This window comes from Algoriella sp. (assembly GCF_036647415.1).
Taxonomy (GTDB): domain Bacteria; phylum Bacteroidota; class Bacteroidia; order Flavobacteriales; family Weeksellaceae; genus Empedobacter.
This window is the reverse complement of record NZ_JAVXKG010000013.1, coordinates 47,770-68,247: the sequence shown is the minus strand read 5'-3', so window position 1 is coordinate 68,247 and position 20,478 is coordinate 47,770. Positions and strand designations below refer to the sequence as shown.

At 30.5% G+C, this 20,478-nt stretch carries 19 protein-coding genes, 3 tRNA genes and 2 riboswitches; of the genes, 8 read left to right on the top strand and 14 right to left on the bottom strand.

What is annotated here, in order from left to right:
- Window positions 1–58: 58 nt before the first annotated feature.
- The 6 genes from trxA to RSC72_RS07595 form a co-directional block, all read right to left on the bottom strand.
- Window positions 59–352, bottom strand: coding sequence for a thioredoxin (trxA, locus tag RSC72_RS07620; RefSeq protein ID WP_442878292.1), 294 nt, complete (start codon window positions 350–352; stop codon window positions 59–61).
- A gap of 297 nt (window positions 353–649) precedes the next feature.
- On the bottom strand, window positions 650–1,285 hold the full coding sequence (locus RSC72_RS07615) for a suppressor of fused domain protein (protein WP_332543788.1): 636 nt from the start codon (window positions 1,283–1,285) through the stop codon (window positions 650–652).
- Between the two features lie 70 nt (window positions 1,286–1,355).
- A tRNA-Met gene (locus RSC72_RS07610) sits at window positions 1,356–1,428 on the bottom strand.
- 406 nt (window positions 1,429–1,834) lie between these two features.
- A tRNA-Met gene (locus RSC72_RS07605) sits at window positions 1,835–1,907 on the bottom strand.
- Window positions 1,908–1,913: 6 nt separating this feature from the next.
- Window positions 1,914–1,986, bottom strand: a tRNA-Met gene (locus tag RSC72_RS07600).
- Between the two features lie 211 nt (window positions 1,987–2,197).
- Window positions 2,198–3,349: an LOG family protein gene (locus RSC72_RS07595; RefSeq protein WP_332543787.1), complete on the bottom strand. Its 1,152-nt coding sequence runs from the start codon at window positions 3,347–3,349 to the stop codon at window positions 2,198–2,200.
- A 94-nt stretch (window positions 3,350–3,443) separates the two neighbouring features.
- A riboswitch (adenosylcobalamin (AdoCbl) riboswitch) is annotated at window positions 3,444–3,590 on the top strand.
- 78 nt (window positions 3,591–3,668) lie between these two features.
- Here RSC72_RS07595 and RSC72_RS07590 point away from each other — a divergent pair.
- On the top strand, window positions 3,669–4,082 hold the full coding sequence (locus RSC72_RS07590; RefSeq protein WP_332543786.1) for an acyl-CoA thioesterase: 414 nt from the start codon (window positions 3,669–3,671) through the stop codon (window positions 4,080–4,082).
- A gap of 126 nt (window positions 4,083–4,208) precedes the next feature.
- A complete protein-coding gene (locus tag RSC72_RS07585) occupies window positions 4,209–5,585 on the top strand; it encodes a tryptophanase (protein ID WP_332543785.1) in 1,377 nt (458 codons plus the stop codon).
- A gap of 41 nt (window positions 5,586–5,626) precedes the next feature.
- Here RSC72_RS07585 and RSC72_RS07580 read toward each other — a convergent pair whose 3' ends face one another.
- From RSC72_RS07580 to RSC72_RS07555, 6 genes are all read right to left on the bottom strand, one after another.
- A complete protein-coding gene (locus RSC72_RS07580) occupies window positions 5,627–7,060 on the bottom strand; it encodes a M28 family peptidase (RefSeq protein WP_332543784.1) in 1,434 nt (477 codons plus the stop codon).
- A gap of 152 nt (window positions 7,061–7,212) precedes the next feature.
- Window positions 7,213–8,652 carry a T9SS type A sorting domain-containing protein gene (locus RSC72_RS07575; protein WP_332543783.1) on the bottom strand — a complete coding sequence of 480 codons (1,440 nt, stop codon included), beginning with the start codon at window positions 8,650–8,652 and terminating at the stop codon, window positions 7,213–7,215.
- Between the two features lie 129 nt (window positions 8,653–8,781).
- Window positions 8,782–9,255: an inorganic diphosphatase gene (locus RSC72_RS07570; RefSeq protein ID WP_332578465.1), complete on the bottom strand. Its 474-nt coding sequence runs from the start codon at window positions 9,253–9,255 to the stop codon at window positions 8,782–8,784.
- 29 nt (window positions 9,256–9,284) lie between these two features.
- Window positions 9,285–11,819, bottom strand: coding sequence for a DUF5686 family protein (locus RSC72_RS07565; RefSeq protein ID WP_332543781.1), 2,535 nt, complete (start codon window positions 11,817–11,819; stop codon window positions 9,285–9,287).
- A gap of 76 nt (window positions 11,820–11,895) precedes the next feature.
- Entirely contained in the window at window positions 11,896–12,924 is a 1,029-nt protein-coding gene (locus RSC72_RS07560; RefSeq protein WP_332543790.1) for a pyruvate dehydrogenase complex E1 component subunit beta, read from the bottom strand.
- A gap of 105 nt (window positions 12,925–13,029) precedes the next feature.
- Entirely contained in the window at window positions 13,030–13,287 is a 258-nt protein-coding gene (locus tag RSC72_RS07555; RefSeq protein ID WP_332543780.1) for a TM2 domain-containing protein, read from the bottom strand.
- A 170-nt stretch (window positions 13,288–13,457) separates the two neighbouring features.
- A riboswitch (cobalamin riboswitch) is annotated at window positions 13,458–13,640 on the top strand.
- A gap of 34 nt (window positions 13,641–13,674) precedes the next feature.
- Between RSC72_RS07555 and RSC72_RS07550 the strand changes: the two genes are divergently transcribed.
- Together RSC72_RS07550 and RSC72_RS07545 are read left to right on the top strand one after the other, a co-directional pair.
- Window positions 13,675–15,483, top strand: coding sequence for a TonB-dependent receptor (locus RSC72_RS07550; RefSeq protein WP_332543779.1), 1,809 nt, complete (start codon window positions 13,675–13,677; stop codon window positions 15,481–15,483).
- A gap of 5 nt (window positions 15,484–15,488) precedes the next feature.
- Window positions 15,489–16,583 carry a DUF5074 domain-containing protein gene (locus RSC72_RS07545; protein WP_332543778.1) on the top strand — a complete coding sequence of 365 codons (1,095 nt, stop codon included), beginning with the start codon at window positions 15,489–15,491 and terminating at the stop codon, window positions 16,581–16,583.
- Between the two features lie 36 nt (window positions 16,584–16,619).
- On the opposite strand, the gene RSC72_RS07540 is transcribed toward RSC72_RS07545, so the two are convergent.
- Window positions 16,620–17,525: an EamA family transporter gene (locus RSC72_RS07540; RefSeq protein ID WP_332543777.1), complete on the bottom strand. Its 906-nt coding sequence runs from the start codon at window positions 17,523–17,525 to the stop codon at window positions 16,620–16,622.
- A 74-nt stretch (window positions 17,526–17,599) separates the two neighbouring features.
- Between RSC72_RS07540 and RSC72_RS07535 the strand changes: the two genes are divergently transcribed.
- Window positions 17,600–18,040: a nucleoside deaminase gene (locus RSC72_RS07535; protein WP_332543776.1), complete on the top strand. Its 441-nt coding sequence runs from the start codon at window positions 17,600–17,602 to the stop codon at window positions 18,038–18,040.
- Here the strand turns inward: RSC72_RS07535 and RSC72_RS07530 are convergent.
- On the bottom strand, window positions 18,037–18,783 hold the full coding sequence (locus tag RSC72_RS07530; protein WP_332543775.1) for an alpha/beta fold hydrolase: 747 nt from the start codon (window positions 18,781–18,783) through the stop codon (window positions 18,037–18,039). The two genes, RSC72_RS07535 and RSC72_RS07530, sit on opposite strands and share 4 nt — an antisense overlap.
- Window positions 18,784–18,834: 51 nt before the next feature.
- Between RSC72_RS07530 and RSC72_RS07525 the strand changes: the two genes are divergently transcribed.
- From RSC72_RS07525 to RSC72_RS07515, 3 genes are read left to right on the top strand one after another with little or no spacing between them, the layout of a single operon-like run.
- Window positions 18,835–19,311 carry a hypothetical protein gene (locus tag RSC72_RS07525; protein WP_332543774.1) on the top strand — a complete coding sequence of 159 codons (477 nt, stop codon included), beginning with the start codon at window positions 18,835–18,837 and terminating at the stop codon, window positions 19,309–19,311.
- Window positions 19,312–19,338: 27 nt separating this feature from the next.
- A complete protein-coding gene (locus RSC72_RS07520; RefSeq protein ID WP_332543773.1) occupies window positions 19,339–19,923 on the top strand; it encodes a hypothetical protein in 585 nt (194 codons plus the stop codon).
- Window positions 19,924–19,953: 30 nt separating this feature from the next.
- The gene (locus tag RSC72_RS07515) at window positions 19,954–20,478 is read left to right on the top strand and encodes a hypothetical protein (RefSeq protein ID WP_332543772.1); all 525 of its coding nucleotides are present in this window, start codon (window positions 19,954–19,956) and stop codon (window positions 20,476–20,478) included.

The following is a 20,478-nucleotide window of genomic DNA, read 5'->3' as shown; positions in this document are numbered from 1 at the left end:
AATTTATGTATTTTTAATCACTCAAAAAATGTATCTATTTTTCAGGACTAGTCAAATTTTACAAATACTTTTTCACTTGCTCCACCAATTGCTCCTTAGGCTTAGCACCACTTTCTTTCCAAAGCAATTCACTGTTTTTGAAAATAGCAAAAGTTGGTACGCTACGAACCTGATAACGCGCAGCTAAATCTTGATATTTATCAATATCTACTTTCAATATTTTTACATCATCACCTAACTCTTCTTTTACTTGTTGCAAAATTGGCCCCATCATTTGACATGGCCCACACCAAGTTGCAAAAAAATCTAATAAAACTGGTTTTTCTGAATTTATAATTTCATCGAATGTCATTGTCTGCGAATTTATATTATTATCTTGTTTTTTATTTCTATTGAATAAATTTTTGAACATTTTATACTTTTTTAGATGTTTTAAAGATAAGAAAAAAGCACTTCCGAAGAAGTGCTTCTAATTAGTTTGACCTAATTATAACCTAACCTATGAAAAATTTATTCTACTGTTAGTGCTACTAACACTTATATATTAGCAAAACAAATACCAATGTTAAACATTTGACATATAGAATATTATATTTAACAAATTTTAAAATATATATAATTTTATTTTTAAAAATTTTAACAGAAAAGACTATAATTCGCAAATAAATTTTGGATTAACTGACTTTATTTCATCTATTACTGACATAATTTCCTCTTTTGTAGATTTCTCTTCTAAACGCTTTAATTGTTGAGAATTCAAGCCAATCATTTGCATAAAAATCACTTTACCATGTGGCGTTTCAATTTCGCTCAAATCATTATCCTTCACAAAAGCTAAACCAACAATATCTGTATCACTTTCGGCACGAATTGGTCCTCCTAACGGCAAAAATTGATACTCTTCGAACCAAACCTTCGTTTCGTTTACAAATCGTCCCAAATTATTCATTAATTGGATTACCCAAAAAGGATCTTCGCCATTATCTTCTTCAATTGGTTTTACACGAAAAGAAAACTCAAAACCCCATTTGCTAAATTCCGCTCCTACACTTTCTTCAGAATAATATAAATGCGACATTCCGTAACTTACTAAATGATAATAACCGTTTACATCATAAACTGCCACACCATCTATAGGATCATTCCCACCTTGAAAAGAAGTAATTTGAGGAGAATAAAATCGAGGCTCTAATGTACCATAAACCTCTTTTAAGCGATTTTCGATTGATAAGGCACCAACAGCTTGATCTTTTTTATATTGTTTTTTATATTCTTCTAAATTCATGATACAAAAATAGTTCATCAAATTTAAAGACACAAAAAAAGAGAGTTTCTTTTGAAAACTCTCTTTGTAGTAGCGAGAACAGGACTCGAACCTGTGACCTTCGGGTTATGAGCCCGACGAGCTACCTACTGCTCCATCTCGCGATCTTAGAGTACAAATGTATAACATTTTTATTAATTAATCACAATCAGTAATCAAAATAATCATTCAATAATATAAAACAAACTGTAAAAAAGGAGAATAAATTTAACAGAATAGTCAATAATAGATTACGAAAATTATTAATTATCAATAAATTACCGTTATCATTTTGATAATTTCATCAAAAAATGTTTGTCAAGTCCAATTCTGTAAGAGTTTTGTCTGATAATAATTTTTGAAGATAAAATTCTATTCTCAATCCAATTTTTATTCACTTTGTTTCTAAAAATCACACGAATAGATGAATTTTTAATCAAAAATAGACAACGAATTATAATCGCTTATGTATTATCATTTGAATTGTAGACATAAAAAAAAGAGAGTCTCTATAAAGAAACTCTCTTGTTGTAGCGAGGACAGGACTCGAACCTATGACCTTCGGGTTATGAGCCCGACGAGCTACCTACTGCTCCACCTCGCGATTTAGTAGCGAGAACAGGACTCGAACCTGTGACCTTCGGGTTATGAGCCCGACGAGCTACCTACTGCTCCATCTCGCGTTATTGGATTGCAAATATACAACCATTATTTAATTTACCAAATATTAAACTCTTTAATTTTTATTATAATTAAATTTACTTAATTTTAAAAATTTAAAACACTATTAACCAGTATTATAGTTAATTTATAAACAAATTAATAATTAAGTTATTCTTATTTATTTTTCTTACTCTAATCACTTATTATGATAATTAAAAGATTTATAGTTGATTAATCAACTAGTATTGGAGGATGTTTTTCAATAAAATCAATTGCTAACTCAGCAGTATCTGTTAAAAAAAGTAGTTCTTTATAAACTCTACCAACAGCTAATTGGTGCAAAACAGAATAGATTGATGTATCTTCTACATATCTTTTTTTACTCAGAAAAACCATTGGGCTGTAATATCCTGAAGTTCCGTAATGATTTTGAGCCGCTTCCTGAAAAATTTCTTGTGTTGTTCCTGCGCTTCCTGGTGCATAAACCAATCCAAATAGACTAATTGTCAACAACATATCTTCTCTTATACTATTCGAAAAATATTTAGCTATGTATGTTGCAAATAAATTACTTGGTTCATGACCATAAAACCACGTTGGTATTGCAAGGCTTTCCACACCATTAGGGTAAAGTTCTAATACTTTTTTGGCATTCGTCATGTAGTTCTTCGCTAAATATTCAGTTTTATTGTCATCAATAAAATCTAAATCAGCCAAAATTTCAATCGCATTTAGCAAATCTTCGTCCGAATAATTAGCCATATAAGCACCAAGATTCGCCGCTTCCATAATTCCAGGACCTCCACCAGAAACAACAAAATAACCTTTTTCGGTCGCTCTTTTTGCCGCTATTGCAGTTTCGTTATAAAACTCCGAATTGCGTTCGGTAGAATGTCCTCCCATAAAACCAATCACCTTTTTCTTTGTCATACCTTCCTCGTTATACTCTAATATGCGACGAAGTTTATCATCTATCGATAAATCATGTAGACGTTGAGCAAGCGCTTCTGAAACAGATGGATTGTATTTATTTTTTTTGAAATGTTGATAAATTTTTAAATCAACACTTTGGTCGTTATTCGGATCATAGCCTTCCATCAATTCTTGCCAAGTGTACAATTTACTTCGGTAAGGATTATATGGGAGATCTTTGAATTTTGGATAAACAAAAGCGCCACGTTCTATTAATTTTATTGCTTCGTTCTGCTTGAAATTACATCCTAAAAATGTTGTATTACTTAAATTATAATCTTCCCAATTAATTTTTTGAGTAGTAAAATTAACATCCTGAATAACTTTATTTGTTAAATCTTGAGTTTGAGTAGATAGTTCATTCCATTCATTCGTATTATGAACTAGGTTTTTGATTGGTACGATTTTCATTTTTTTAAATCTTAAAAATTTTAATGCTGAATTTACATGAATTATTTCAAAACAACGAATTAAGCTTCATTATGTGGTAAAATATCACTTTTCTAATTTATATTTGCAAAACGATAATTGGGGAATCATGTGTAAATCATGAACTGTCGCGCAACTGTAAGTCTATTTATGACAAGTCAGATTACCAATTTTAGTGATAAATAATAAAGAATCGCTTCGCGAAAAAAGCTAATCAATGATTATGAAATTATCAAAACACCACAAAAAAATCCTTATCGAGAATAAATTAATAAAAAGTAACGTGTAAATAATTATGATAATGGAAGTGGAAAAAACACCAAGAGAAGAATTGATCGAGCAACGTATCAAAAATTCTAAAACCCGCATTTTTAAAGCTGTTTTCCCTGGAGATACAAATCACCACAATACTATGTTTGGAGGAACTGTAATGTATCTTATGGATGAAATTGCTTTTATGACGGCAACACGTTTTTGTCGTAAACCTATTGTTACGGTTAGTAGCGATAAAATTGACTTTAAACACTCAATTCCTGCAGGAACTATTGTAGAAATGGTAGGTGAAGTTTCGCGCGTGGGACGTACAAGTTTGGACGTACAGATTGATGTTTATATCGAAAGTATGTACCGAGATGGTCGCGATAAAGCAATCACAGGTACTTTTACATTGGTCGCGATTAATGAAAATAAAAGACCAGTTCCTGTTATTGACTAACAACTAGCTATATAAAAAAATAAAATCCTTTATCCATTTGATAAAGGATTTTTTTATGTTTTTTAATATATGACCATAATATTCTAAACGTTTAGTAGTTTTACAATAAACACAAACGACAAAAAAATGGAATTACCTTTTGCCGAACCATTTCGAATTAAAATGGTCGAAGAAATTTATCAATCTACTAAAGAAGATCGCGAGAAATGGATTGAAGAAAAAGATTACAACTTATTTAACCTAGAAAGCCACAAAGTATTTATTGATTTATTAACCGATTCTGGAACGGGCGCAATGTCTGACAAACAGTGGGGTGCAATGATGACTGGAGATGAAAGTTATGCTGGTTCTCAATCTTTCCTTAAACTGAAAGAAACAATTAATAGCATTACAAATTATCAGTTTGTTTTACCTACACATCAAGGGCGTGCAGCGGAAAATGTTTTGTTTTCGGCTTTGGTAAAAGAAAACCAAATTGTACCAGGAAATTCTCATTTTGATACAACTAAAGGTCATATTGAGTTTAGAAAAGCACATGCGGTAGATTGTACAATTGATGAAGCTTTTGATAGTGAATTAATTCATCCTTTTAAAGGAAATATCGACTTAAAAAAATTAGAAGATGTTTACAAGCAATACGATAAAACGCAAATTCCATTTACATTAATCACTGTAACATGTAATTCGTCTGGTGGACAACCCGTTTCTATAGAAAATATACGTCAAGTCCGAGAATTATCAAATCAATATGGTATTCCAGTATTTTTTGATGGAGCGAGATTTGCAGAAAATGCTTATTTTATTAAAGAACGTGAAGCAGAATTCAAGGATAAAACAATCAAAGAAATTGTATTAGAAATGTTTTCTTACGGAGATGGAATGACAATGTCTGCGAAAAAAGATGGTTTGGTGAATATTGGTGGTTTTATAGCACTTAATAACGAAGAGCTATATAAAATATGTGGAAATTTTGGAATTATCTACGAAGGATATTTAAGCTATGGAGGATTAGCTGGACGTGATTTAGCGGCTTTAGCACAAGGTTTACAAGAATCTACTGAATATTCGTATTTAAAATCTAGAATTAATCAAGTTGAGTATTTAGGAAATAAATTGATTGAATATGGCATTCCAATTCAACAACCAATTGGTGGACACGCTATTTTTGTAGATGCAGTAAAGTTTTTACCAAATGTGGCGCGTGAAGAATTTCCTGCACAAACTTTGGGAATCGAATTGTACAAAGAAGCAGGAATTCGTGGTGTAGAAATCGGAACTATTTTGGCTGATCGTGATCCTGAAACACGTGAAAATCGTTATCCAAAATTAGAATTATTGCGTTTAGCTATTCCAAGAAGAACTTATTTTCAAAGTCACATGGATTACATTGCAGTAGCACTGAAAAATATTTATGATAGACGAAATGAACTAAATTCTGGTTATGAAATTACATGGGAATCGGATATTTTACGTCATTTTACAGTAAAATTGAAAAAGAAATAAATTAAAAATCCTTCAGAAATTCTGAAGGATTTTTTTTGATATTACCATCTCCAATCTCCTGAAATTCGCAAGGGAGTTTCTAAATTTCCTTTGATTAAATTCGTTTTTATTTCTTCTTCCGTCCAACGTTTTGCTGGTAAATCATTCAAATTACTTAAACGATACAGCAAATAGGTTTCTAAGATTACGTTATTTTTTAGTCCAATTTCTTCTACATAATCAAATGTATCACAATTCGCATGATAACAATTTAAAGCTCCTTTTGTAAATTGACTATCCGACAATCCTATAATCGGCACACCTTGTAGCATAAATGGCTGATGATCAGAATGTAAATCTACGCTCGAAAAAGCATTTAATTTGAAATCTGGAATTAATTTTTGCACATCTTTCGCATACTCATTTAATACATTCAAATTAGCGTCCATTGTAGAGTAATAAGATTTTGGATTTGTTGTCATATCCATATTTGACATGGCTTTTATTTGATTGATAGAACCATCTTTTATAGCTTGTTCTACATAATGTTTAGAGCCCAACAATCCAACTTCTTCACCCATAAACAAAACAAACTCTAATGTTCTGTCATTCTGCAAATTCAGTTTTTTATATGTACGCGCAATATCAATCACAGAAAAACTTCCAACTCCGTTATCTATTGCTCCTGTCGCCAAATCCCAACTATCCAAATGTCCACCAAGAACAATTTTTTCTTTTGGAAATTTAGAACCAATTTTTCGAGCAATTATGTTACGACCTTTCATTTGTCCAACATCATTTTTCATCTCTATTTTAGCAACTTCTTTTCCTTTCGTTAATTGTTCTTTTATCTTTAAACCATCTTCTAAACTAATATTGATTGCAGGAATTTTTATAATATCTCCCGTAACAGAAGCTGTTCCTGTTAATAAAATTCCACCCGCAGGTCGATTAAATAAAATGATTCCTTTCGCTCCATATTTTTCTGCTAAAGCCGTTTTTTCTGAACGATGTAAATTTTCTATTTCTTTTGACGTTCCTTCTAACAAACCTAATGCAGCAAAAACAACTTTGCCTTTTACTTTATCGCCTAATTGCTTGTAATCGTCTTCTAACCCATTTCCTAGGTCGATTAACTCACCTGATAATTTTACATTTGCAGGAGAATGTGCCAACGCTACTGCTTTTATGGGCTGATTATTTATTTTTAAATTTAAACTTTTACGATTCCAACCATTAAAAGAAAATTCTTGAAAAGAAACATCATAACCATAACTTCTTAACAAGTTTGCTGCATATTCTTCTGCTTTTCTTCCGTTTTCGGTTCCAGTTGCACGATGTCCAATTGTTTCGGTTGCTTTTTTAAGTTGAGAATATGCTTCAGAATTTACCTCAACTTCATTATTAATCAGATTTAAAATTTCTTGATTTGTTTGAGCTGATAACAACATTGTTGATGAAATGAAACATGCCGTTAATATTATTTTTGATTTCATGTGTGAGTATTTCTATAAACTTAAAAATGTTTGAGAAAAAATAAATAAAAAATAGTATCGAATTTCGTTTTTTTATAAATATCACAAAAAATAAGGGTTATCGTAATAAATAACGATAACCCTTTGTTTATTTTTAGTTTAATTATATAAAATTATTTTACAATGATTTTTGAAGATGATTGATTTGTTTTCATAATATAAACACCTTTTTTAAGATTAGTTTGTATATTATTCTGTCCTATTTTCAATTCTCCTTGTTTTACTAATCTTCCATTAATGTCATAAATTTGATAGGTAGATTTTTCTTTTGTATCAACTACAAATGTTCCGTTACTAGGATTTGGATAAAGCTTTAATTTATCTAATTTCACTTCATTTGTACTTAAAAGGCAAGCATAATTTGAATGATCTACCAAGCCTAATGTAGAGTTATCTGGTTTATGAAAAATAACATTTTCTACTCTTTCATCTGTTAAAATAGGATCCCAACAATTACCTTGCGCCTTTATATTGTTTGCCGAATTATTGTATAATGCATAATCTAAACCTGTATTTCCATTATTTTCGAAAACATTGTATCCATTTGTCATATCTATATTGGTTCCGTTACCAATAATTGTAATTCCCCAAAGATTTCCTTTGATCGTGTTTCCTTTTATTGTTACAGATGTTTTCGGCGCTGTTGCTGTTTGAGAAATAGAAATTCCACTACCACCAGTATTTGGTACATTTTCTGTATTATTATTTTCGATCGTATTACCAATAATATTTCCGCCAGCAGTAACACCTGTAATCGTAATTCCGTAACGGTTATCTTTTATCGTATTATTTTCTATTTGTGCAAAACTAATCACACTCAACAAACTAGAAACAGAAATTCCACCAACACGTGTGTTTGCTCTATTTCCTATAATTGTATTGTTTTTAATAATTGTTGTTTGATTTTCTCCACTTGGTCCCATATTAATTTGTGGACGGTTAGAGTTTTCTTTATTATTATCTTCTAAATAATTATTTTCGAAAGTTAAAGCCACCGATTGATTCGCTCCAGAACCTACTACAGGAGTAATATTATGTTTGAAAGTAGAATTTGTTATGATTGGATTTCCTCTAGAAAAATTAATCGCACCACCAGTTGAAGCACCCGCATTTTGATAAGAAATTTCAGATTTATCCATTACAAAACTTGAATTAAGCGCTCTTAATCCACCACCATAAAGCATTTTAAATTTAGAAAATTTAGCAATAGCATTTTCCTCTAATCTTACACCTTTAAAATAACTAGTACCTGGATTTGTTGACGTAAACAAAACTTGATTGGGAGCATTTACTATAATTTGTCCAACAACCGTAATTAATTTTCCTTCTGAAATTGCTAAAGTATAATCACTATCCGAAAGAAAAATATCTGTTTCTGCTATTGTTAAATCCTGATTTAACGTGTAAGTATTAGTCGCTGCATCATAAGAAACATCTGCTGTAAGTGCATCTAAATCGGCAATGTTATACGTTTTACCTGTATTAGGCGTTGTGTACTGTGCAAAAATTAGTTGTCCTAATAATGCAAGAGAGATTGTAAATATTTTTTTCATAATTAAGTATTAATTAATCTAAAACTACAATAATACATTATAATAAGGAAATAATAGAGCTGAAAAAACATCGCAAAAAAATAGTCCTCAAAAATTGAGGACTATTTATATGAAATTATAAATTATTTCTTAGTGAGTAGGTACAAAACGCTCTCTTGCATCTTGTAACAATTGCTCAGCTTGTGCTTTATCACCGTATCCTTCTATTGTAGTTGTTTTATTTTCTAAGTCTTTGAAAAAATGCTCAACTTCTTTCAATGTATGAGGATTCATATCAGTGATGTTTTCTAATTGGTTCCATGTTGGATCTGCAACTGGCACACAAATTAATTTTTCATCTTGACCTTTATCATCTGACATGTTCAAAACACCGATAGTTTTAACTTCGATAACACATCCAGGAACTGTAGGCTCTGTTAAAAAAACTAAAACATCAATTGGATCTCCATCTAATCCTAATGTATTTTCTACGAAACCGTAGTCAGCTGGGTAAACCATTGGAGAATATAAAACACGATCAAAACGGATTCTTCCTGTTTCGTGATCCATTTCGTATTTGTTGCGAGATCCTCTTGGGATTTCTATAATTGCATCAAAAGTCATTTTAAATCTATATTTAATTTATTAATATCTTAAAAATTCCAGTCCATTCCGACTGTCACGCCAAATTTACGAACATCTGGTAAATTATTATAATTTCCACGCCAATTAAAATCAACACGTAAAGGTCTAATGTTTCCAAAACCAATGTTTTCTATTCCAAAACCATATTCGTAATAAATTTGTTGATTTGGAGCAAAATACTTGATTGTTGAGCGATTGATGGCATTACTTTTATCTGAAATATCACCATAAGCAGCACGCAAGAAACCAACTTCTCTTAATTTTAATTTTTTGATTAATGGAATTTTATTCAAAATCCAACCATTAAAATGGTGCTCATAATTCATCGTTACATATTCGTCTGTTACAAATTCGTAATAATCTAACTGAGAAAATGTACCGTAAACTTGTCCATAACTTTCGTTACCTGGAATTGCACTCATCAATGATAACGGAACGCCTTGAAATGTTTTTCCTGCTTCTACTGTTACCAAAGATTTACCAAAAGAACCTATTAAAATTGGTTGCGAATATAAGAATTGTAATTTATCATATTCAAAATCTGAATTTATTACACCTTTCAGACCTTTTGTATAACGTAACATTAAAGTTGGTGCAAGTGTATTCATTTCATAACGATCAATCCCGTATTGAGAATATTTTGCACCTGGACGCGCAATTACAGAGACACTAACACTAGAGTTTGTTACGGTTTCTTTTATTTTTCCGTCTTTTTCATACGCTACAGAAAAAAGTGAAGAATCGGCTGGTTTTATTAATTGATAATTTCCGTCTACACGAAAAGTTACATTTTTCCAAGGCTCTATAGATGTATATACATTTGTCAGATTATTGCTACTTAAATACGCATTATTTCCTTGACTAATAATTGACGACGAAGCAAAACTACGTGTCATAATTCCGTCCGAAGAAGTTAACGTTGCTGCTAATTGTTCTACATCTCGTTTTGTACCAACACCAATTTGAAAACGATTAAACTTATTGAACATTGCTCTAAAATCTGCACCGTATTTAAATTTATTATCTCTAAATCCATACGCTAAAAATCCTTGCGCACGCCACATATCATTCTGAGAAAAATACGTTCTGGCACCAGCACGTAAACGCACACCTTCTATTTGGTTATATCCAAATGATGAATATAAATTACCAATATCTATTGCATTTGCGACATTGTAATAACCAGAACCAAAAACCTCTATTCCCTTTACAATATTATTAAATTTGGGAACTTTATTTAATTGTTCTAATGTTTCGTAAATACCTTCTTGATCTTTAGTCAACGCTTCTGGACGACTTTCTGCCCAAAACTCATCAGACTTTTCATTTAATGCTGATTTAGCTGGATCTAATCTTTCGTAATAATAACTTTCTGGATTAGATTTTTCGAAATCATAGTTATAGTAATTGACCGTTTTATGTGCAAAAATACCTTTCGAATCTTCTTTTTTACTTAAAATAGACATATCCAACATGGCATATTCTTTTTTAGGATAAAAAACCGAATCATTTGGAATATCATACTGTAAATTCATAAAGATATTACGCACAAAATTTACGTTAATTTCTTTTGTTGTTTCCATTACAACTTCTTTTACAGCATACGAATCTTTCGAAATATACAATTCACCCTTGAAAGTTAATTCACCTTCGCGACGTGGGTAATATTTGATACGATATGATTCTACTCCATCAACATCTATGGTATCTTTCAATTCATAATCATAAACTGCAAATCCGTCTGTCGCAATTGGACTTACAAATTTGATGTCTAAAATATTAACACGATTGTCGTAAACATCTATATCTCTAAAAAGATTTTTTACAGTAGATGCTACAACTTCATTTTTCTCGAAACCTGAAGTTTTGTTTGCCACTAACTCGCGACGTTCTTTTGTAGATGGCTTATTGATACCTGCAACTTTATAAATTGACTCGTTAAGAAAAGCTGGTAAATATGTTTTTCCATTAATAGAAGAAGTATCTACTTTTTCAAAAATAAATTCCATTCCTTTGAAAATCTTACGTTTCATAAACGTAGAATCTACATTACTGATATCAAATTCTAATTTCTCATATTCATCGTATTGATAATGAGGAATAGATTTTAAACCATTTTTCTTTTTACGTTTCCAAACTTCACGCAAAATTGCATAAGCAGGATTTTCTTTCTTTTTTAGGCGCTTTTTCTTTGCAGAAACTACAGCTGTTTGTAAATCTACCGTTCCATTGTCTTCTTCTGTTTCTTCTTCGGCTACAAATAATTGGGCTACATAGTTGTAATCAATCTTATTTTCTAAAATATAATTTGCGGTTTCAAATCCAGTTTTAGAGATGCTTAATTGATTTGTATTACCTGTAGATTCGATATAAAATGTACCATCAGAATTAGATGTTGCACTTATTTTTAATTCGGGAAGTCGAATATCTGCATATGGAATTGGTTTCAAGGTTTCTGAGTCGATGACTTTACCTTGAATTTTTACTTGCGCTTGAAGAAGCGCACAAACAACTATAAAAAAAGCTGTTAGTTGACTTTTCATGGATAAATTTTGGTTAAAAAGTAAAGTCTAGCAAAATATGTGCTAGACTTTACAAATATATATGATATATCTTATCTTATTTATACATTACCGATTTTACTGCATCTACAAGATCTTTAACTTGTGGCATCCATTCGTTATATAAATTCGGTGCATAAGGCGCCGATGTATCTTTTGTTGTAATACGTTTGATTGGTGCATCTAAATGATCAAATGCTTTTTGTTGTACCATATATGTAATTTCTGAAGCTACAGAACCAAATGGCCATGCCTCTTCTAAAATTACTAAACGATTTGTTTTCTTTACAGATTTTAAGATCGCATCATAATCTAACGGGCGAACTGTACGTAAATCTATAATCTCGATATTAATTCCGTCTTTTGCTAATTCTTCTGCTGCTGTGTAAGCTTGCTTAATAATTTTACCAAAAGAAACAACTGTTACATCAGATCCTTCACGTTTAATTTCTGCTTTACCAATCGGAATAGTGTATTCTTCGTCTGGCATTTCCATTTTATCTCCATACATCTGTTCAGATTCCATAAAGATAACTGGATCATTATCACGAATAGCTGATTTTAATAATCCTTTTGCATCATACGGATTAGACGGTACAACAACTTTAAGTCCTGGTACATTTGCAAACCAATTTTCAAAAGCTTGTGAATGTGTTGCTCCTAATTGTCCTGCAGAAGCTGTAGGTCCTCTAAATACGATTGGACAGTTGAATTGTCCTCCTGACATTTGATAAATTTTTGCAGCGTTATTGATAATTTGATCAATACAAACTAATGAGAAATTGAATGTCATATATTCTACAATTGGACGACAACCTGTCATTGTAGAACCAATAGCGATACCAGAAAATCCAGCTTCAGCAATTGGTGAATCAATCACTCTTTCTGGTCCAAACTCGTCTAACATTCCTTTTGACGCTTTGTAAGCACCATTATATTCTGCTACTTCTTCTCCAATTAAAAATACAGATTCATCGCGACGCATTTCTTCACTCATTGCCTCTGCGATTACCTCTCTAAATGTTTTTATAGCCATTTTATGCGATTTCGTTACGTAATTATATTTTTTTCCTAAAGCAAATGTAATAAAAACTTAGTAATTTTTAATAGGAATTGAATGCAATAAAAAAATCCCAAAACAATTAAAAGTTATTTTGGGACAGATTATTAATTAAAATATTGATGTTTTGTTTTAGAACCAACCTTTGCGTCCTTCTACATACGTTTTATCAAAATCTTCGTCAGTTTTTGTTAAATATATAATTCCTTCAACTAATCCTGTAAGACTTCCAAAAGTTCCGCAAGTTACAAGTGATATGATTAATTGAATAACTCCTTCCTTTTTATAACCTAAATAAAATTTATGAATTGCAAAAACGCCTAATAAGATTCCTAAAATTCCTGCAACTAGTTTTTTTTCTGATTTGTAGTACGGTTGATTGTTTTCCATAATTATATAGTTATTGATTATTTATATTTTTTCTTTTTACAAAGCTACTCTACTATTTAGAGATATAATATCCCTAAAAATAATGATTTTATATCAACCTTTTACAAGCTCTTATTATTTTAACATTAAGGTTTTAACACATCACATTACGCTACACTATCTACATTTTTTTTACATTTGTACAAAATGGTGCTCAACGAGTGAGTTAAAAGGGAATTTGGTGTAAATCCATAACTGTCCCCGCAACTGTAAATTCATTAAAAACTTTTACTACAAATCCACTGTTTAATAGATGGGAAGGAAAAAAAGAAGTTTGGATAAGTCAGGAAACCTGCCATTTATAATAATTTTAAAATAAGGTGTTTTCGGAGGAAAAACAGATTTTATATGAAAAAACTTTTTTTTAGTTTCGCTTTAATTTCTTGCACGTTGCATGCTCAAAATGACACAATTAGTCTTCAACCTTTGATACTAAATGATGCGTTTTTGGCAAATCATTATAAATCGCAAAGTATTATTGCGCTTAATGATAGTATAATTAATCAAAATCCAGGACAATTAACGCAACTTTTACAGGCAGAAACACCAATTTATTTTAAAGAAAATGGACGAGGAATGGTTTCTTCTCCATCTTTCCGAGGAACTTTAGCTTCGCATACAGCAGTTGTTTGGAATGGAATTAACGTAAATTCTAACATGAATGGTCAAACAGATTTTAATGTTTTTAATAGCAATTCATACGACGGAATTTTAATTCAACCAGGTGGTGGAAGTATTGGTTATGGAACGGGAGCAATTGGCGGAACAATTCATTTGTTGAATAAATTTGATTACAACAAAGGCTTGCGTCAAAGTGTTAATTTGGGTTACGGAAGTTTTGATACGTGGACAGGAAAATATCAGTTAAAATATAGTAGCAAAAAATTTAGTTCTTCGGTAGATTATTCAAGAAATCAATCTGATAATGATTATGAAGTTCCTAATTATCTTATATATAACCGAAACGGAAAATATTATTTCAATAACATAAATGCTAATTTTGGTTATCGTTTTAATCCTAAAAATGAGGTAAAAATCTATTCGATGTTTAACTTCGGAAAAAGAGAATTTCCTTTGGTTGATATTAATTCTACGCCAAATGGATATGAAAATTTAGATTATCGCATAATGTCAGAGTGGAATTTTAAACCAAATGATAAATGGTTATCTGAATTAAAATTAGCTTATATCCACGAAGAAAATGATTTTTTCACAAATATTCATCAAGATTTTTCGACGAATCTTGAGGTTGATAATTATATTTTAAAATATTATTTGAAACATCAAATCACACAAAATTTTCAACTTGCTGTATTATCAGAAGCTTTATATAGCGAAGGTGGTGGAAATAATTTGAAATCGAGCACGCGAAACTCATTCAATTTTGCTTTGATTGCAAAGCATCAACTTTCTGATTTTTTGAGTTATGAAGCTAGTGTTCGTCAAGATTTTTCGAACAAATTTAATAATCCTTTCATTTATGCTTTGGGTATTAATTATCGTCCAATAACAGCATATCAACTTCGTACAAATATTTCTAAAAATTATAGAATACCAACGTACAACGATTTGTTTTGGAGAACTGGTGGAAATCCTGATCTGAAATCAGAGTCAGCTTATCAATTGGAAATTGGAAATGATTATTTAGGTCAAAATCTTAAAATTCAATCTAATCTCTTTTACAATAAAATTGATGATATGATACAATGGATTCCGAGTCAGAATAATAGTAATATTTGGACTCCTATAAATATCAATCAAGTAAAAACGTATGGTTTTGAATTGATCGGAAGCTACATTTATAACGCTTTTCGTTTCAACACAACATACAGTTATATAAAAACTAAAGACGAAAAAACAGGCAAAGAATTAATGTATTCGCCAAACCATAAATGGACAGCAAGTGCGCAATACACGTACAAAAATTTATCTGCTTATATACAAAATATATACACGGGTAAAGTGTATACGGTTACAGATGAAAGCGCAACACTTCGTGATTTTTGGACAACAAATATTGGTCTAAATTATACAATTTCATCAAATTACAACGTTTCATTTAAAGTGAATAATATTTTTGATCAAGATTATCAAACACAAGAAAATCGTTGGCAACCTGGAATAAATTATAACATACAAATCCAAATAAAATTTTAAAAACTATGAATAAGTTTAAATCAATCGCTCTTGTAGCACTAGCTGCTGGTCTATTTTTACAATCGTGTTCTAACGACGATGACGGACCAAGCAATGATCCTGATAATGGAAAATATACAAGTGGAATTTTCATTCTAAATGAAGGAAAATTTAATGCTGCGAATGCAGATATTACCTATTACAATCCTAGTAAAAAAGTTGAAAATGGTGTAAATCCTATTCAAGAAATTTACAAAAAGGGAAATGGAAGAAATTTAGGTGACGTTGCCCAAAGCATGATTTTTAAAGGAAATAAAGCCTATGTTGTGGTAAATAACTCGAACAGAGTAGAAGTTATGGACAATACAACTTTTAAAAATGTAGCAACAATTTCAGATAAAGTTCAAAATCCTCGCTACATCACTTCTGACAGCAAATATATTTATGTTTCGAATTGGGGAGATTCTCAAAACCCGAACGATGATTATATTTCGTTATATAGTATTTCTGATAATAAATATGAAAAATCGATTCCTGTTTTAGAAGGTCCTGGACATATTATTGTTGATAATAACAAATTATATGTTGCCTATGAAGAAAGCGGACGTTTTGGTTTTTTCGGGAAATCTATTGATATTATTGATTTAAATGGAAGCACAAAAACAACCGTTAATGTTGGTGATGCACCAACTGGAATGGTAAAATCGGGTAACTTTTTGTTTGTTTTGACACAAGGTATTATTGATTGGAATAACAATCAAAACTCTACAGGTGGTCGTTTAGTTCGTATTGATTTGGCAAATAACAATAACTCGTCTACTTTCAATTTTGCAAATACAGATCATCCAGATTTTTTAGTTGAGAAAAATGGTTTCTTATATTATGCATTAAACAAGGACGTTTATAAAATGGCTGTAAATGCGACAAATTTACCAACATCAAGATTATTCAAATCTACAGCAACTTCATTATATGGTTTAGATGTTGATGCAAATTCTATTTATGTTTTAGATGCAAAAGACTTTGCTAGCGCAGGAAATTTAGCAATCTATAACTTAACGGGAGTTTTACAAGAAGATGTTACCACTGGTATCGGACCAAATTCTATCTATGTTAAATAATAAACTAAATAGTATAAAAAACAAAAAATCCGAAGTTTAAACTTCGGATTTTTTTATGTTTCTTGATTTGAATATTGTTTTCGAATTAAAGACGATAATAGCAATTAAAATTAAAGCATATCCTGCCATTTGTAATTCCGAAACAGGTTCGCCATAATAAAATATTGCTAAAATAAAATTGACAATTGGATTCAGATAAATTAGAATTCCAACTGTAGATGAATCAATTCCTTTTAATGCAAAATTGTTCAGAAACATTGGAATAATAGTGAACAATACCACAATCATCATAATACATTGATAAAAAATAATTTCCGTTGGCACAGGTCCTGCAAATAGAAAAACAAGTGGTAACATCAAAACTGCAACAATCAATAATTGTGTCATTAAGAGATTAAAACTATCAAATATATTTAGGCTTCGCTGAATGATTAGATACAAAGCAAATGCAATTGCAACAAACAAACTATACATTAAGTCTGTAAAATGTCCAATCGAAAGAATTAAACAAGCAATAACGCTTATAAAGACTGCAATCCACTTTATTTTAGTCAAATGTTCTTTAAGTAATACAAATGCCAAAACCGTTGTAATAATAGGACAAACCAAATACGAAAGCGAAGCAGCTTGTACGCTAACTTGATTCATCACGATAATAAAAACCAACCAATTTGACATCAAAATAATAGAACCACCGACAATCAAGCTCACTAATTTATTCTGTTTCTTTTTGGTCAAAGACCTAAATAAATCCCAATCTTTTTTGATTTTATCTCGTCTAAATCCAACATTAATTACAACTAAAAAGAAAACCGAAATGTACAAACGGTAAAATAAAATATCCAAAGAAGGATATTCTGCAATAGGTTTTAGTCCGAAACTAAAAAAACCCCAAAGAAAAAAGGCGATTATTGCTGCAAGTATATATTTTGATTGATTCATAATTTGGCGTCAATTTTTACAAATGTATCGAATATCCTATTCTGAAATGATTATTTTTGCTTTAAATTTTAGCCATGGAAAATCTTTTTACAGACGAATATTTTATGCGAATTGCCCTTAACGAAGCTACTACAGCTTTTGAACGTGATGAGATTCCAGTAGGTGCAATTATTGTAACAAATAACAAAATTATTGCGAAAGCTCATAATTTAACTGAAACTCTAACCGATGTTACAGCACATGCAGAAATGCAAGCCATAACATCTGCTGCAAATTATTTGGGCGGAAAATATTTGCAAGATTGTACACTATATGTCACATTAGAACCATGTGTTATGTGTGGTGGAGCTTTGTATTGGAGCCAAATATCAAAAGTTGTTTATGGTGCGTCTGACGAAAAGCGAGGATTTAAAGCAAAGATTGGAGAATTACATCCAAAAACTGAAATTGTTTCAGGAATTATGGAAGATGAATGTTCTTTATTAATGAAAGAATTTTTTCTGCGCAAACGTTAAATTGATTTCAGAATTTGTAAAACTTCGTTGTAATGCTCGATAAAAGCCATGTGTCCCCCGTCAAATTTGTACAAATGAATATTAGGTAAATTTGGAATTAAAGTCAAAAACAATGTAGGATTTACTGTTTCATCATTCATTCCCACAACAATGTATATTCCACCTTTGAAATCATACAAAATTGATGATCGATCTGGTCGTTCTCGCATTCCTTTCAACGCTGCACAAACTCCATCAATAGGTGTTTTCAACGCAATATTTTTCACAAATTGTAATTCCTCTTTAAAATTTTCTCGATGATGAGCAGCAAACAAAGCAGGCATACTAAAATTGACCAAAACCTTAAAATTTTTCTGTGCCGTTTCGCAAGCTCGTAGACGTTGTTTTTTCTTAGCATCATCATCTGCTAAAGTCGACGAATTAAGCAAAACAATATTTTCTGTTCGTTCTGGGTACAAATCTGCCAAGGCTGTAGCCACGTAACCACCCATAGAATGTCCAACAAATGTGGCTTTATCAATGTTTAATTCATCTAAAACAGTAATTACCTCATCTGCCATCTCTTCCATCGTATTTTCTTCTTTATAAGTTTTAGAATTTCCATGCCCTGGAAGATCTAACTTTATAATCTGATATTGATCTTTTAAATCATCACGAAGATTATTCCAAATAGAATGATTTTCTAAAAATCCATGTAGAAAAACAATGCTTTTTCCCTCTCCTTCAACTTCATAGTACAACATAAAAAATATTTGGTTTAAATTTTGTTTAGAACTAACCTCAAAATTACAACAATGAAAAAATATATTCCTGTTTTAATCTTATCCATTACAATTGCAATTCTTTTTACGTATTCTAAAATTAGCGATTACATTAATAAGCCAGAAAATACAATTGCTCTTACAGATAATATTATCACAATTAAAAATAATCAAACCTTACCTCTATCTCTAAAAAATAATACTGAATTAAAGTTAGTAAATGGTGAAGGAGAATTTATACTTGATAAAAAAAATGATGAACAACAAACTTTTAGTTTTAGAAATAATGATTCGAAACAAGTTTTTATCAAATTAACTTCTATTAATGATACAGCAAATCTTCGCATCAATCAAATTATTTCACCAACCAATAAAAGCGATGGACCTTTTGATCGCGATTTAGTTTACCATTTATCAGAAAAAGGATTGTATCAAATCAAAATTGGCAAAAATTTGATACAAGGTGATCCATTTCGAGGAAAATATACCTTGAAATTGCAGTTAAAATAACTACTTTTACAACAGAATTTTTCTGTTATGAAATGGACTTTTATCGTTTTTATTACATTATTGACTTTTTACAATTGCCAAGATAAATCTACGCCTACAATTTATCCAAGCAAAATTGGTGTTGATTCGGCTTATGCCGATTTAGTAAAAAAAGATAAGCCCGTACAGGAAGATGTAATGAAAGAAGAAGTTGTAAAAACAGCTACTCCTCAGAAAAAAGTTGCGAAAAAGTCTCCTGTAAAAATTAATTCGAAAACAGATAAAATTGTTCCTTTTAGCGCTAATAATACAACCGAAAATCTTGTCGTAAGTTATGCGAAAGCAAAAGCTGAACCGACTAAATTAGCAGGACAAACGAATACATTTACTTTCAATGCGGATTCGGCTAAAAAAGTTTGGATTAAAATTTCTGCACAAGATTCTACCGCAAATATCAGAATCAATCATATCAAAGGACCTGTAGATTCTATAAAAGGTGGACCTTTTAGCAAAGAAACTATTTTTGATTTACCAGCGCGTGGCGTTTATCAATTCTCTATTTCTGAGAAACCTACAAATGCAAAACCTTACGCTGGAAAATATAAAGTTGAATTAAAATTATTGTGGAAATAAGCTAATTTTAACTTTTATAAATCATTATCAATGATAACAATTTTAATTATTTTACTTTTTTGTATAATTTTCTTTTTATTTGGAAGCTGGATTAATACGTTTGGTCTAGAAAGAATTAATTATGAGAGCGATGAAGAAATTAATAAAATTGGTATCTTTTTAAATAAAAAAATTAATGCTTTTTGTATTTTTTTTGTTCTATTTGGTAGCTTATTTCTTCTTGTATATTCTTTTCTAAATAAAAATAATCTGAAAAAAGATTATTTAACTAGTGTAAAAAATTCAACTGTAAAATTTCAAAATTTAGATCAATCATTTTTCAAAACAAATAAAATTGATTCTATTGATTTGAAAACTTCAAATAATCAAAGAATTGATTACATAAGATTTTCAAAGAAGTTTCAGGTTATATATAAAAATGATACAACAAACTACAAAATTGTAGAATCTGAAGAAAAAAAAGGAAGTCCTTTTTATTTATATCATCTTACTAAAGATAATAAAACAGAAACTCTTTTAGGAAAATTCATTCCTAAAGAACAACTTCATAAATAG